Here is a 13,739-nt window from a genome sequence, read left to right as displayed (position 1 = left end):
ATAAAGGAACGCGCGGCCGATTTCAAGCGGGGGCGCTGTTTTGAGCGTGCGGGACTTACCTCTCCCGTTTACGGGAGAGGACGCAAAAGCTTGCACTTAGCGGAGCGAAGCGCAGCTAAGTGCTTAGCTTTTGCTGGTGAGGGGACGAAGCTTGGCGACCCGCTCGCCGCACCTATCCGCACGCCGTCGTTACGGACCCCCTCCCGCAAGCGGGAGAGATTGTTCGAGAGTCGATTGCAAATCTTCCACTGTCCCGCGGGTGTTTCAGACAGGCTGTGAACACTGACGGAATTGGTTGAGCAGACTTCGCGCTAGGCGATTTTTTACGTGGTTCAGGAGATATTGGAGCGTCTTTGTCTTCACGCCCGTGGGATTCGTGATCGGGTTTGCCTATTCGGTATTCACCGGCCCTCACCCCATCGCAAACCATGTGGAACAGGCTGGTCGTGATACCGGCTCCGCGATCATGGGAGCGTTAATTACATGTGTGGCCCTGATCGCCTACAACAGGTCCCGCAAGATCGAACCGAAGAAGAAGTCAGAAGCGCCGTCAAATTAGGACACACTGGAAAAATCGAGTCAGTGAACTTGAGGATCAGGTGAGCAGACTGCGGCGGAATTCAAATTAGGGCACTACCGCCCCTTGAACCGAGTCGGTCCAAGCACCATTTCCGCTAAATCCCCACAGGTGTAGGCAGGCCGAAGCGGCCCTCGAAAGAGGCGCCGCTTCCTTGGCTTTTGCCTTGGAGCGGGGCAGGCGCACCGGCGCCGCAAAAAATATTCGCCACGAACAGACGGAAGACCCGAATGGAGCCGCTATCCATGCCGCGCCCGCGCGGAGAACGCTGCCGCGCCAAGCCCTTACGCGACGCGCGTAGCCGCAAACCGCTATTCGAACCGCATTTTCAGTTCGAATCACGCCGCCGCGGCGAGCTTGGCGAGCTGGTTCATCAAATTCTTCACCCCGTTCAGCCGGCTCTCCGGCGACGGCCAGTCGCGGGTCACGACGACCTTCTGGTCGGGCCGCACCTTCATCGTGCCGGCGTGCGCGCTGATCAGCTTCACCAGCGCCAGCGGATTGGGAAATTGCCCGCCCCGGAACGCGATGGTGCCGCCCTTCGGCCCGGCGTCGATCTTCTCGACCAGCGCGATGCGGCAGAGCTGCTTGATCGCGACGATGTCGAACAGGTGCTTCACCTCGTCGGGCAAAGGCCCGAAGCGGTCGATCAGTTCGGCGGCGAAGCGGTCGATGTCCTCGCGGCTCTCGATGGTGGCGAGGCGGCGGTAGAGCGCCATGCGGACATTGAGATCGGCGACATAGGATTCGGGAATGAGGACCGCGGCGCCGATATTGATGGTCGGCGACCACTGGTCGGCGATCTCGGCGGCGCCTTCGCCCAGCCGCATCTGCGAGACGGCGTCTTCCAGCATCTCCTGATAGAGCTCGATGCCGACCTCGCGCACATGGCCCGACTGCTCTTCGCCCAGGAGATTGCCGGCGCCGCGGATGTCCATGTCGTGGCTCGCGACCGAGAATCCGGCGCCGAGCTGGTCGAGCGATTGCAGCACTTCGAGCCGCCGCGCCGCCGTGTCGGTCAGCTTCCGGTCGGCCGGCGTCGTGAGATAGGCATAGGCGCGCTGCTTGGCGCGGCCGATGCGCCCGCGCAACTGATAGAGCTGAGACAGGCCGAACATGTCGGCGCGGTGCACGATCATGGTGTTGGCGGTCGGGATGTCGAGGCCGCTCTCGACGATGTTGGTGGAGATCAGGACGTCGACCTTGCGCTCGTAGAACGCGGTCATGACCTCTTCCAGTACCGAAGCCGACATCTGGCCGTGGCCGACCGCGACCTTGACCTCCGGCACGGTGGCTTTCAGGAACTCCTCCGCCTCGCGCAGGTCGGCGATGCGCGGCGCGACATAGAAGCTCTGGCCGCCGCGATAATGCTCGCGCAGCAGGGCCTCGCGCACCACCAGCGGATCGAACGGCGTGACGAAGGTGCGCACCGCGAGGCGGTCGATCGGCGGCGTGGTGATCAGCGACAGGTCGCGCACGCCCGACAGCGCAAGCTGCAAGGTGCGCGGGATCGGCGTCGCGGTGAGGGTGAGCACATGCACGTCGGCCTTGAGCGATTTGAGCTGTTCCTTGTGGGTGACGCCGAAATGCTGCTCCTCGTCGACGATCACCAGGCCGAGATTCTTGAAGCTGATGGACTTGGCGAGCAGCGCATGGGTGCCGACCACGATATCGACCTTGCCGTCCGCCAGTTCGGCACGGGTCTGCTTGGCCTCCTTGGCGTCCACGAACCGCGAAAGCTGGCGCACCGTGACCGGAAAGCCCTGGAACCGCTCGAAGAAATTGCGGAAATGCTGCCGCGCCAGGAGCGTGGTCGGCACCACCACGGCGACCTGCTGGCCGCTCATCGCGATCACGAAGGCGGCGCGCAGCGCGACCTCGGTCTTGCCGAAGCCGACATCGCCGCAGACCAGCCGGTCCATCGGGCGGCCTCGCGCGAAATCCTCCATCGTGTCGGCGATGGCCTTCTCCTGGTCGTCGGTCTCCTGCCAGGGGAAGCGGGCGCAAAACTCGTCATAAAGGCCGGACGGCGGATCGACCGAGGGCAGCGATTTCAACTCGCGCGCCGCGGCGATGCGGATCAGCTCGGCCGCGATCTCGCGCACGCGCTCCTTGGCGCGCGCCTTTCGCAGCTGCCAGCCGGCCCCGCCGAGGCGGTCGAGCTGCGCCCCGCTGTCCTCCGCGCCATAGCGCGTCAGGAGTTCGATGTTCTCGACGGGGAGGAACAGCTTTCCGCCGTCATATTGCAGTTCGAGGCAATCGTGCGGCGCGCCCAGCGCATCGATGGTCTTGAGGCCCAGATAGCGCCCGACGCCATGTTCGATATGCGTGACGAGATCGCCCGGTGCCAGCGCCGACGCCTCGGTCAGGAAGTTCTGCGCCCGCCTTGCCCGGGTCTGCGCCCGCACCATGCGGTCGCCCAGGATGTCCTGTTCGGAGAGAACGGCGAAATCCGGCGCCTCGAAGCCACGTTCCAGCCCCAGCACCGCGATGCCGACCGCTTCGTCGTGCAGCTTCTGCGCATCGGGCCAGTTGGCCACCGACCGGATCGCCGCCAGCCCGTGATCGGACAGCACGCCGCCCATGCGCTCCGACGAGCCGGCGCTCCATGAGGCGACCACGACCCGCTTCTTCGCCGCCTGCAAGGCATCGATATGTGCGACGGCCGCCTCGAACACATTGGTCTTGCCCGTCGCCCGCTCGGGCTGGAAGTCGCGGCCCTGCTTGCCGCCGGCATCGACGGATTTGGTCGATTCCGGCGCCTGGAACGGCGACAGGTCGCGCACCTTGTGCCGCGCCAGCGCCTCGGCCCATTCCTTGTCGGTGAGATAAAGCGTTTCCGGCTTCAGCGGCTTGTAGGGCGGCGCCTGGATCGCCGTCTTCTCTTCGCTGCGCGCGGCGCGGCGGAACTGCTCGCGGGTCTCGAAATAGTCCTTCACCAGTTCGAGGCGGGCGTTCTTGGTCTCCTCCGTCTCGTGGCCGAGCATGACGAGCGCGCGCGGCACGAAATCGAAGAAGGTATCGAGCCGCTCGTAGAACAGCGGCAGCCAGTGCTCCATGCCCGGGTGCTTGCGCCCGGCGCTGACGCTTTCGTACAGCACGTCGTCCGCATTGGCCGGACCGAAGGCCGCGACATAGCCGGCGCGGAAGCGACTGATCTCGTGCTTGCCGAGCGGCACTTCGCTGGCGGGCAGAAGCTCGATCGCGTCGATCTTGTCGTTGGAAAGCTGGGTCTCCGCATCGAAGCGGCGGATCGCCTCCAGCTCTTCGCCGAAGAAGTCGAGCCTGAGCGGCTGGGCGATCCCCGGCGGCCACAGATCGACGATGCCGCCGCGCAGGGCGAAGTCGCCCGGCTCGCGCACCGTCGAGGCGCGCACATAGCCGTTGCCGGCCAGGAACGTGACCATGCGCTCGCGGTCGACCGCATGGCCGGCACGGGCAAAGAAGCTTGCCCGGGCGACCCAGTCCTTCGGCGGCACGCGCTGCGTCACCGCGTTGACCGTGGTCACCACCAGCGCCGTGCGCGGGCCGTCGTCGCGCGCCAGCGCCGCCAGCGTCGCCAGCCGCGTGCTCTCGATGTCCGGCTTCGGCGAGACGCGGTCGTAAGGCAGGCAGTCCCAGGCCGGAAAGGACAGCACGGCCAAGTCGGGCGCGAAGAACCGCGCCGCTTCCATCACCGCCGCGGCATGCACGTCGTCCGATGCTACGAATACGACGAGGCCATCGGTCCGCCGCGCCACCTCGACACCGAGCCAGGCGTCGTAGCCCGACGGCGCGCCGGTGACCGCGAAGCGGCCCGGCTGCCTGGCGATGTAATCTACACGTTCCATTTCGGATCTTTGCGGCCGCAGACCGCCTTGAGGCGGCCGAACAGCGGCGTGTCGAATTCGCTGGGCGGTGAAGTATGGCCGCGCAGCCAGGCATAAACCTCCTGGTCCGGCGCGCTTAGCAGCGCCTCGAACTGATCGAGTTCGGCGTCGTCCAGCGTCGCCAGCTCCTCGGCCGCGAAGGCGCCGAAGATCAGGTCGACCTCCTTGAAGCCGCGCCGCTGGGCCCGGAACAAAAGCCGTTTGCGGCGGGCCCCGAAAGACCCACCGTTTTCATCGCTCGTCATGGGGTGCGATATAGCATGGCTTCCGTTGAGAACAACCGGCCGCGACCATATTGTTTCCGTGCCATGCGCCCTGCGATTCTGTTCCCGCTTTTCGCCGAAATCCGCACGCTGTCCGGCGTCGGGCCCAAGCTGGAGAAGCTCATCTCGAAGCTGGTGGGGCCGCGGCTGGTCGATCTCGCCTTCGATCTGCCGGTGGGGCTCATCGACCGCTCCTACCGCCCCAAGCTCGCCCGCGCCGAGATCGGGCGGATCGCGACGGTATCGGTGAACGTGCTCAGCCACCATCCGCCGCCGAACCGGCGCCAGCCCTATCGTGTGACCTGTTCCGACGAGACATCGATGCTGGAACTCGCCTTCTTCCACGGCCAGGCCGACTACCTGCTCCGCATGCTCCCGGTCGGGGCGCGGCGCATCGTAAGCGGCAAGATCGAGCGCTTTCGCGACACCTTGCAGATCAACCATCCCGATCACATCGTGGCACCGGAAGATGAGGCAAGCCTGCCGCGGCACGAGCCGGTCTATGCGCTCACCGACGGGCTCACCAACAAGCCGCTCGCCAAGGCGATCCGCGGCGCGCTCGACAAGGTGCCGGACCTTCCCGAATGGGACGATCCGGCTTTCCTGAAAGCCCACGGCTGGAAGCCGTTCCACGAAAGCCTGCTCGCCGCGCACGCACCCGCAAGCGAGGCCGATCTCGGTCTCGAAACGCCGGCCCGGATGCGCCTGGCCTATGACGAGCTGCTGGCGAACCAGCTTGCCCTGCTGCTGATCCGCCGCCAGATGCGCCAGACCAAGAAGGGCCGCGCCCTGCAAGGTGACGGACGGCTGAAGGCCAAAGCCATCGCCGCCCTGCCCTTCGCGCTGACCGAGCCGCAACTGGCCGCGCTCGCCGAGATCGAAGCCGACATCGCGGCGCCCAGTCGCATGCTGCGCCTGCTCCAGGGCGATGTCGGCGCCGGCAAGACCATCGTCGCCTTCCTGGCGCTGCTGAACGCGGTGGAAGCAGGCGCCCAGGGGGCGCTGATGGCACCGACCGAGATCCTCTCGCGCCAGCACATGGCTTCGCTTGCACCGCTCGCGACGGCGACGGGTGTCCGCATGGCGCTGTTGACCGGCCGCGAACGCTCCGGGCGCGACACGACGCTGGCGGCGCTCGCCGCCGGCGGGATCGACATCCTGGTCGGCACGCATGCGCTGTTCTCAGAGGACGTCGCCTTCGCCGATCTTGGCCTCGCCGTGATCGATGAGCAGCACCGTTTCGGCGTGCACCAGCGCATGGCGCTCCAGGGCAAGGGCGGCCGCCCCGCCGACGTGCTGGTGATGACCGCGACGCCGATCCCGCGCACCCTGGCGCTGACGGCCTATGGCGACATGGACGTCTCGCGCCTGACCGGTCGCCCGCCGGGCCGCAAGCCGGTCGAGACCCGGACGATCTCCGACGAGCGCCTCGACGAAGTCGTCGAGCATCTGCGCAAGGCCACCGCCAACGGCGCCCGCGCCTATTGGGTCTGCCCGCTGGTCGAGGAGTCCGAGAAGATCGACCTCGCCGCCGCCGAAGAACGTGCCGGCATGCTCAAACGCGTGCTCGGTCCCTCGGTCGGCCTGGTGCATGGCCGCATGAAAGGCGCCGAGCGCGACGCCGAGATGGCGAGGTTCAAGGCGGGCGGGCTCTCCATTCTCGTCGCCACCACTGTCATCGAGGTTGGGGTCGACGTGCCGGAGGCGACCATCATGGTGGTGGAACATGCCGAGCGTTTCGGCCTCGCCCAGCTTCACCAATTGCGCGGGCGCGTCGGGCGCGGCTCGGGCCGGTCGAGTTGCCTGCTGATCTATCACGGCCCGCTCGGCGAGGCCGCCAAGGCGCGGCTGAAGACGATGCGCGACACAGACGACGGCTTCGTCATCGCAGAGGAAGATCTTCGCCTGCGGGGCGCCGGCGAACTGCTCGGAACGCGCCAGAGCGGCATGCCGGAGTTTCGCCTGGCCGATCTCGCCGTCCATGCCGATCTCTTGGCGACGGCGCGCGACGATGCCCAGCTCGTCCTGGTGCGCGATCCCGATCTGCAAGGCGAGCGCGGCCAGCGCCTGCGCACCCTGCTCTATCTGTTCGGCCGCGACGAGGCGGTACGCTATCTGCGCGCCGGCTAGGCGGCCGCCAGATGCGCCGGGCGCCGCAAATCCGCGGCCAACCCTTCGCCCATCAGGTCGATGAAGTTGTCGCAATAGAAGCGATCGATCTGTTCCTGTGTGCAGCCGACGAGCGACTCGCCGAACCGCTTCAGCGGATTGCGCCCGCCTTCCACATGGGGGAAGTCGGACGAGAACAGGCATATCCCGTCGCCGCTGTTGCGGATGATCCAGCCGGTGTCCTCATGCGGGTAAGGCGTCACGCGCACCTGGCGCTTCACGAAGTCGCTCGGCGCCATGGAGAGCTTCTGAAGGCGCTCCTCGTTCTTGGCGAAAGCCTTGGCGGCCGAATCCATATTGCGCATCCACCCCGGCACCCAGGACGCTCCAAGCTCGATGGCGCCGAATTTGAGCCTCGGGAACCGGTCGAGAACGCCATCGAAGATCATCGCCGCCAGCGTGAGCTCGACGGAGTGCGGGATGGGTATGTAGCTGACCGAGGTGAAATTCTCCTCGCCGCCGTGGAAGTCCTTCACGCGCGGCAGGCCGTTTTCGAAATAATCGGCGTCGAGCTTCCGCTCGCCGCCGACGTGAAATAGGATCGGCAAACCCGCCTCCTGCGCCATGGCCCAGACGGGATCATGCGCGATGTGGCTCGGCGCATGGCCCTTGGGCGGCTTGGACGCGATGAGCAGTGCTTTGCATCCCAGATCGATCGCCTCACGCGCCGCCCGCTTCGCCATCTCGAAGTCGACCAGCGGGACATATCCGGTGCCCAGCAGCCGCCGATCGACCGAGCAGAAATCGACCATCATGCGGTTGTGGGCCTGCGCCGCGGCATAGGCGAGATCCGCCGGGCCGCTCTCGTCCAGTCCGAAATTGCCCAGGCACCAGGTCGTGAAGACGAGCTGGCTCGCGAAGCCGAGATTGTCGACGGTGCGCGGCCGGTCCTCGCGGCGGAACGATCCATGCGCCTCGTAGTTCTTGCGCAGGAGCACCTGGTCGTCAGCGCCGGAGCGGAATTGCGCGTCTTCGTGCAACGCGCGCGCCTTGCGCACCCAGCCCGCATCGCGCGGATTGTTCTTGAGCTTTGGAAGCGCATCGTAGGCGGGACGGAATTTCGGGTCGAAATAGGCGTCGAGGCTGTCGGGCAATTCCATCAGATGGGAATCCGCATCGTGGACAATGCGGCCCGTGACATAGGGCATCTTCGCTCCCCTCAGATCGGCTTTGGACAACGATGCACCCGAACCGCGCTGCCGACAACGGCCGCGCCAGCCTTGCGCCGCGAGCCGTGGTCAATCCCGGACGACGATGCAGGCAAGTCCTTTCGCCCGCAACGCACCGCAAAGGGCGGCGGCACCCTTGGCGCCGGAGTCGGCCCGGAGCCGGTAGTAGCGACCCCGTCCCGGCAGATCGGCTGCGATCACTTGCGGCGTCAGCCCGGCCAGGTCGGAACCCGCGACGCGCCCTATTCTACTCCAAGCGATCGCGGCTTCGCCTTGGCTGCGCCAGGCGCCGAGTTGGACGATCCCCGCCGCTCCGCCCGGCGCGCCCTCGGTCAGCGCCGACCGCAGCGGAAGCGCCTGGGCGTCCGGCGCAGCGGGCGCGGAGCGATGCCCGGCTCTTGGCGGCCTCAGGTGAATGATGCCCTGCGTCGGCGGACGAAGCACGATCGGCGCGTCGCCGGCATCGGGCTCCGCGCCGAGCGCCGCCATCCGATCCTTGGCGGGTCCGAAATTCGGATTGGCGGCGAGCGACGCCCGGTAATAGCTGCGCGCGGCCCTGATGTCTCCGGAGGCCTCCGCGACCTGGCCAAGCCCGAAATCGGGATATTCGCGATTGGGATTGCCGGCCGCGATGGAGGCCTCGTAGTCCCGGCGCGCCTCTTCGAGCTTCCCAAGTCTGCGAAACCCGTTGGCCCGGTTGTTCAGGGCGGCAGGGAAGTTCGGCTCGATCCTGATCGCCGCGGAGTAGTCCCCGATCGCATCCTCTGTCCGCGACAACTCGTCGAGCGTGACGCCGCGATCGTAAAGGCCAAGCGCAATCTCCGACGGCGGCAGGGCGTGGCTGCCGAGAGCCTCGGTGAAATCCAGCAGCGCCTCGTCCCTTTCCCCCAGCATCTCGCGCGCGAGGCCGCGTTCGATGAGAACGCGGGCCCGGGCGCGCGGCGACAGCGTTTTGTCGTCCAGCGCCTTGGTTGCCAGTGCGAACGCGTCGGACGCATTGCCCGCATGCAGAGCGGCCGACACGGCATCGGGCGGCGGCGCGGCGCCCGCGGGCGACAGGGCCACGGCGCAAAGCGCAATAGCGGCCATCAGCTTCAACCCGATAGGATATCCCAGCACCAGACGCTCGCTCCGACGACAACACAGGTTCCCTGAATTGGGCGAACCTAGCGCCCTGCTGTCAACTTCTGGCTCCCACGGCAGAAACCGATCTGCCGGCGAAAGGATTGCCCCGCGCCCGGATCGGTGACGCGGTCTGCGCCGTGCCTAGAACTCGTATTTCAATCCCAGGCCGAAGGACAGTCCGTCGTCATCGCTTTCGGTGTAGAGGCCCCAGGCCCCGGAGCGGTGGAACAGGCGGATCACGCCGTCCCAGTTGGACCGGCTGGACAGGGCGACGGCGTATTCGAGGGTCACGTAATTCTCGAACTTCTTGCGCCAGGAATTGTAGACGACGCTGCGATAGCCGATCGACGTATAGGGCGGATCGAGCGCGTAGGATGGACCATCATAGACCGAGAAGCGCGTGTGCTCGAGACCGAATGGCGCGTTGGCCTGAAAGCCCAAGCCGAGAGAAAAGGTCGTGTTCGCATGGCCGAAGCCATATTGCGTAATCTCCGCCTCGACGCCCAGCGAGACGCCTTGGCCGAGATAGAGCAGCCTCGTATCGCCGGCCAAGCCCACCATGACGGCGTTGGGCTGCATCCGGCCGGAGGTGAATACCGCACCAAAGAATTTCGTCGTCGCCGGGCCGACATAGACCGTGACCGACCATGGCCGGCCAAAGGTGTCCGCTCGCGCGCCATCGGCAGCGGCGATCGGGAGCATCACCAGCAAACAAAAGATTGTACGGCGCGCGGACGCTACGCCATACGCAGAAATATTGTTCAAAAGAATACCCTGTCGACCCCTCGACGAGCGGCAGTCTATCCAATGACGCAGGGGAAGTAACGCGGAATTGCCGGTGCGATGAATCGCGGATACCCATTGCGGGTTACGCGGCGACACGATGTAGGATTCGCTCCATGAACAATATTACATCTGCATTGGAAGCAGCGTTGCGCCCGGTTCTTCCGGGTTTTGTCGGGCTGACCGGCTTGACGCGACTCTCCGGAGGGGCAAGCCAGGAAACCTGGTCGCTGGATGCCGAATGCGGCGCCGGGATAGTTCCACTGATCTTGCGCCGGACGCCGGGTGGCGCACCGCGCGCGGCGGGCGAGACGTCGACGTCCGTACCCCTCGAGACCGAGGCCATTGCCATCGAAGCTTCCCGGGCGGCGGGTGTCGCCGCGCCGCGTGTGCGCTATGTGCTCAAGGAGTCCGACGGCATCGGCGAAGGCTATGTAATGGACCGGCTGCCCGGCGAGACGATCGCCCGCAAGATTCTGCGCGACAAGGAATTCGATGCCGTCCGCCCCGACCTCGCGCGGCAATGCGGCGAAACGCTCGCGCGTATCCACGCCGTCGAACTCACGGCGGCGCTGCGCCAAGTACTTCCCGTGACGGATGGCCCCACGCAGCTGCGCCGCTACCGCGACACCTACGATGTCTACGACTATCCCCATCCGGTGTTCGAGATGGCGTTTAAATGGCTGGAGCCGCGGATGTCGGGCGCACGCCGCCAGACGCTGGTCCATGGCGATTTCCGACACGGCAATCTCCTGATCTCGCCCAAGGGCGTGGAGGCCGCGCTCGACTGGGAACTCGTCCATATCGGCGATCCGCTGGAGGACATCGGCTGGATCTGCACCAATTCCTGGCGCTTCGGCATACAGGAAAAGGTTGTCGGCGGTTTCGGCGACCTCGCCGATCTGCTCGCCGGCTATGAAGCCGCGGGCGGCGGTCATGTGACGGAAGAAGAAGCCCGTACCTGGATCGTCTACGGCTCGCTCAAATGGGGCGTGATGTGCATGAGCATGTATCAGGGCTTTGTGCGCGACCGTTCGGTCGAGCGCGCCGCGATCGGCCGGCGTGCGTCGGAGAACGAAATCGATCTGGTGAACCTCATTATCCGCGGAAAGATCTGAGCCATGATGGACCAGCCTTCGATGCTCGAACTCGTCAGCGCGGTGCGCGATTTCATCGAGCAGCGCGCCATGCCCGAACTCAAGGGCCACACCGCCTTCCATGCGCGGGTGGCGGCAAATGCGCTGGGCATCGTGGCGCGCGAGCTGGAGCACGGCACTGTGTCGGGCGAGGCGGAGCGCGCGCGACTGGCGTCTCTTCTTGGCCATGACGGCGCGCTGGACGCGCTGAACCGCGAATTGTGCAAGAAAATCCGCGACGGACGCGTCGGGCTCGAGACGCCCGGCCTCGCCGAGCATCTCGCCCTGACGACCCGCGATAAGGTGGTGATCGACCAGCCGAATTATGGCGGGCTGAAGCGCTTTCTGGCCGACTAGGCGAGGAGGGGCTTTGCTTCCCGCTCGGGGAGTGCCAGCCGCCCCACGGCGAGGCCCGCAACAACCAAGCCTTCGATCCAGGCCGCAGCCGCGCCGATCCAGTTCGGCGATTGGATCTGCGGATAGAACAGGAACAGCAGCGCGTTCGCGTGCAGACCCGTCAGGATCGCCGGTGTCAGCACATAGAGCGCGAACAGAATCGCGAGCGCCCCGAAATCGCCCCGGCGCTTGCCGGGCAGCGTCTGCATCAGCACGAACAGGGCGACATCGCGGGTCACGAAGCCAGCGGTCGCGACTACGAGCGGTTGGCCGAAGGCCGCGGTCAGAGGATCGCGCAGCAGCCAGAGCGAAAGTCCGATCGCGATGAGGACGCCCGTGCCATAGCTCATCATCCAGGCCTGAAGGCCCGACAGCGCGTTGGCGACATGGCCTTGCGCGAACTGGGCCGCCATCCAGCGATAGTGCACGCGATCCTTGGGCTCCAGCAGCACCATCACATAGGTCAGGACGGCGAAGGTCGAGGCGGCGAGCAGAAGCCGGAGCGCCACCGCGTCCCAGTTCGCCATGTCTGCCGACAGCCAGGCGTCGAAGCCGGCGACATAGATGCCCATGAACAGAAGGAAGGCCAGCCACACCAAGGGCCCGTTGCGCATCTTGAGCTCGAGCCGCATCTCGCGGTAGCAGCCGATTAGCGTCCAGCCGGCGAAGATCGCGACGGAGACAAGCAGAAAAGCCCGTGCATCGAGGCCGGTGCCCCACCACAGGATGAAGTCGACCGCCGACTTGTGCGTCAGCAAGGCGGCGACAGGATCGGCCGCGCTCCACACCCAATAGACTGCTGCCGCGGCGATGAGGCCGACCATCTGGTAGACGAAGATCTCGAAGCGGGAATGGCTCTGGCCGCGGCCGACCGCCACCAAGCTCGCGAGAAGCGCCGCCGCCTGGGCGATGATGCCGATGCCCAGATAGTAGGCGAGCTCCAGAACGGCCGTCACGAGGCCCAGATGCGTCACAACATTGACGAGGATGAGCGCAAGGCAAATCGCGCCGCCGAGCCAGTTGTAGATCGTCGATCCGAACAGCTTGCCCCAGGTCATCGTCCCGGCGCCGAGGGAGGAGAGGCGCTGGCCGTCCCAGGTGCGGTCGCGGATCTCGCCGACCACGCTCAGCGCGGCGCTGCGCGAGCCCCACACCACCACGATCAGATAGTAGAGCCAGGATGCAGCCGCCGACGGCGTCCAGTTGTCCCCGACCAGCGCCGCGGCGAAGAAGATCAATGCCAGCAATCCGATCATCAGAAGGACGCGGCGAGGCGTCAGTTCGAGCCAGACATTGCGTTCGAATTCGGGGTTCATGTCCGGCCCACTTGTGCGAAATAGGCGTCTTCCAGCGCCTTGCTCGATTCGGAAAACGAGGCGACATCGAAGCCCGCACCGACCAGCTCGCGCAGCAGCTTGGCGCGCGCCCCTGCGTTGCGGGTAAAGGCGATCAGCGCATGGTTCTGGTCGGCCTCGACGACGTCGGCACCCTTGGCGATAAGGAAGTCCTTCAGGTCGCTGCGCGCGGTGGCGAGCTCGATCATGTAGCGCGGCCGCGCGTCGTCGCGCACCTTGATCGCCTTGCCGCCGGCGATCAGGCCGTTCTCGATGATGATCATTTCCGAGCAGTAATCCTCGAGCTCGGCCAGGATGTGCGAGGACACGACGAGCGTCATGTCCGTGTCGCGCAGCGCGATGAGCAGGGCGGAAAGGTCTCGCCGTGCCTGCGGGTCGAGGCCGGCGGCCGGCTCGTCCAATAGAAGGACTTTGGGCTCGTGCACGATAGCCTGGCCGATGGCGAGCCGCTGGCGCAGGCCGCGCGACAGCTCGCCGGCGCGCGATTCCAGCCGATCCAGCAGCCCGACGCGACCGGCGGCCTTCTCGACCGCCGCCGCGGTCAGCGCCGATGCGATGCCGTGCGAGCGCGCCGCGTAGGTCAGGCATTGGCGAGCCGTGAGGTCGTTGTAGAGGCCGTAGAAGTCGGGCAGGTAGCCCATGGCGGCGTGGATGTCGCGAGGCGCCTGCGTCGTCTCCAGGCCGTTTACCAGGACCCGCCCCGAATAGGGGTATTCGAGCGCCGCCAAGCAGCGAAGAAGCGTCGTCTTGCCCGCCCCGTTGGGCCCGACCAGGGCGGTGATCGTACGGTCGGCGACCTTCAGCGATACGCCCTTCAAGGCGCGCGCGGTCGGGTATTCGTAGACGAGGTCCTCGACTTCGATCATGGACGAACGCGATTCCCAGGAGACGGACAAG

10 protein-coding genes are annotated in these 13,739 nt (G+C 66.1%); 3 read left to right on the top strand and 7 right to left on the bottom strand.

All coding sequences use genetic code 11. From position 1 onward, the window contains the following. Positions 1-915: 915 nt before the first annotated feature. Positions 916-4,407: a transcription-repair coupling factor gene (gene mfd / locus WDN01_01395; protein MEJ0024655.1), complete on the bottom strand. Its 3,492-nt coding sequence runs from the start codon at positions 4,405-4,407 to the stop codon at positions 916-918. Next, positions 4,395-4,691, bottom strand: a complete 297-nt coding sequence (locus tag WDN01_01390) for a succinate dehydrogenase assembly factor 2 (GenBank protein MEJ0024654.1) — start codon at positions 4,689-4,691, stop codon at positions 4,395-4,397. Before WDN01_01390 ends, mfd begins: the two co-directional genes overlap by 13 nt. 63 nt (positions 4,692-4,754) lie before the next feature. On the opposite strand from WDN01_01390, the gene recG reads away from it, so the two are divergent. Next, positions 4,755-6,839 (top strand): ATP-dependent DNA helicase RecG, encoded by a 2,085-nt coding sequence (recG, locus tag WDN01_01385; protein MEJ0024653.1) that lies wholly within the window; start codon positions 4,755-4,757, stop codon positions 6,837-6,839. On the opposite strand, the gene WDN01_01380 is transcribed toward recG, so the two are convergent. The 3 genes from WDN01_01380 to WDN01_01370 form a co-directional block, all read right to left on the bottom strand. After that, the gene (locus WDN01_01380) at positions 6,836-8,026 is read right to left on the bottom strand and encodes an amidohydrolase family protein (GenBank protein ID MEJ0024652.1); all 1,191 of its coding nucleotides are present in this window, start codon (positions 8,024-8,026) and stop codon (positions 6,836-6,838) included. The genes recG and WDN01_01380 overlap by 4 nt on opposite strands. A 90-nt stretch (positions 8,027-8,116) precedes the next feature. After that, positions 8,117-9,166: a tetratricopeptide repeat protein gene (locus WDN01_01375; GenBank protein MEJ0024651.1), complete on the bottom strand. Its 1,050-nt coding sequence runs from the start codon at positions 9,164-9,166 to the stop codon at positions 8,117-8,119. Between the two features lie 147 nt (positions 9,167-9,313). Further along, a complete protein-coding gene (locus tag WDN01_01370) occupies positions 9,314-9,883 on the bottom strand; it encodes a hypothetical protein (protein ID MEJ0024650.1) in 570 nt (189 codons plus the stop codon). Between the two features lie 8 nt (positions 9,884-9,891). Between WDN01_01370 and WDN01_01365 the strand changes: the two genes are divergently transcribed. Next, the gene (locus tag WDN01_01365) at positions 9,892-11,073 is read left to right on the top strand and encodes a phosphotransferase family protein (protein ID MEJ0024649.1); all 1,182 of its coding nucleotides are present in this window, start codon (positions 9,892-9,894) and stop codon (positions 11,071-11,073) included. A 6-nt stretch (positions 11,074-11,079) separates the two neighbouring features. Next, complete coding sequence (locus WDN01_01360) at positions 11,080-11,448, top strand: DUF6285 domain-containing protein (GenBank protein MEJ0024648.1); 369 nt, start codon at positions 11,080-11,082, stop codon at positions 11,446-11,448. Here the strand turns inward: WDN01_01360 and WDN01_01355 are convergent. Continuing rightward, positions 11,445-12,803, bottom strand: coding sequence for a hypothetical protein (locus WDN01_01355; GenBank protein MEJ0024647.1), 1,359 nt, complete (start codon positions 12,801-12,803; stop codon positions 11,445-11,447). The genes WDN01_01360 and WDN01_01355 overlap by 4 nt on opposite strands. Beyond that, positions 12,800-13,708, bottom strand: a complete 909-nt coding sequence (locus WDN01_01350; GenBank protein ID MEJ0024646.1) for an ABC transporter ATP-binding protein — start codon at positions 13,706-13,708, stop codon at positions 12,800-12,802. Before WDN01_01350 ends, WDN01_01355 begins: the two co-directional genes overlap by 4 nt. Between the last annotated feature and the right edge of the window lie 31 nt (positions 13,709-13,739).

Source organism: Rhizomicrobium sp. (genome assembly GCA_037200985.1).
Lineage (GTDB): Bacteria > Pseudomonadota > Alphaproteobacteria > Micropepsales > Micropepsaceae > Rhizomicrobium.
The sequence above is the reverse complement of the archived record's forward strand: the minus strand, read 5'-3'. Positions and strand labels throughout refer to the sequence as shown.

Coding starts and splice junctions, on each gene's coding strand:
- mfd (MEJ0024655.1), bottom strand. CDS start 4,407: ATGGAACGTGTAGATTACATCGCCAGGCAGCCGGGCCGCTTCGCGGTC.
- WDN01_01390 (MEJ0024654.1), bottom strand. CDS start 4,691: ATGACGAGCGATGAAAACGGTGGGTCTTTCGGGGCCCGCCGCAAACGG.
- recG (MEJ0024653.1), top strand. CDS start 4,755: ATGCGCCCTGCGATTCTGTTCCCGCTTTTCGCCGAAATCCGCACGCTG.
- WDN01_01380 (MEJ0024652.1), bottom strand. CDS start 8,026: ATGCCCTATGTCACGGGCCGCATTGTCCACGATGCGGATTCCCATCTG.
- WDN01_01360 (MEJ0024648.1), top strand. CDS start 11,080: ATGGACCAGCCTTCGATGCTCGAACTCGTCAGCGCGGTGCGCGATTTC.
- WDN01_01355 (MEJ0024647.1), bottom strand. CDS start 12,803: ATGAACCCCGAATTCGAACGCAATGTCTGGCTCGAACTGACGCCTCGC.
- WDN01_01350 (MEJ0024646.1), bottom strand. CDS start 13,708: ATGATCGAAGTCGAGGACCTCGTCTACGAATACCCGACCGCGCGCGCC.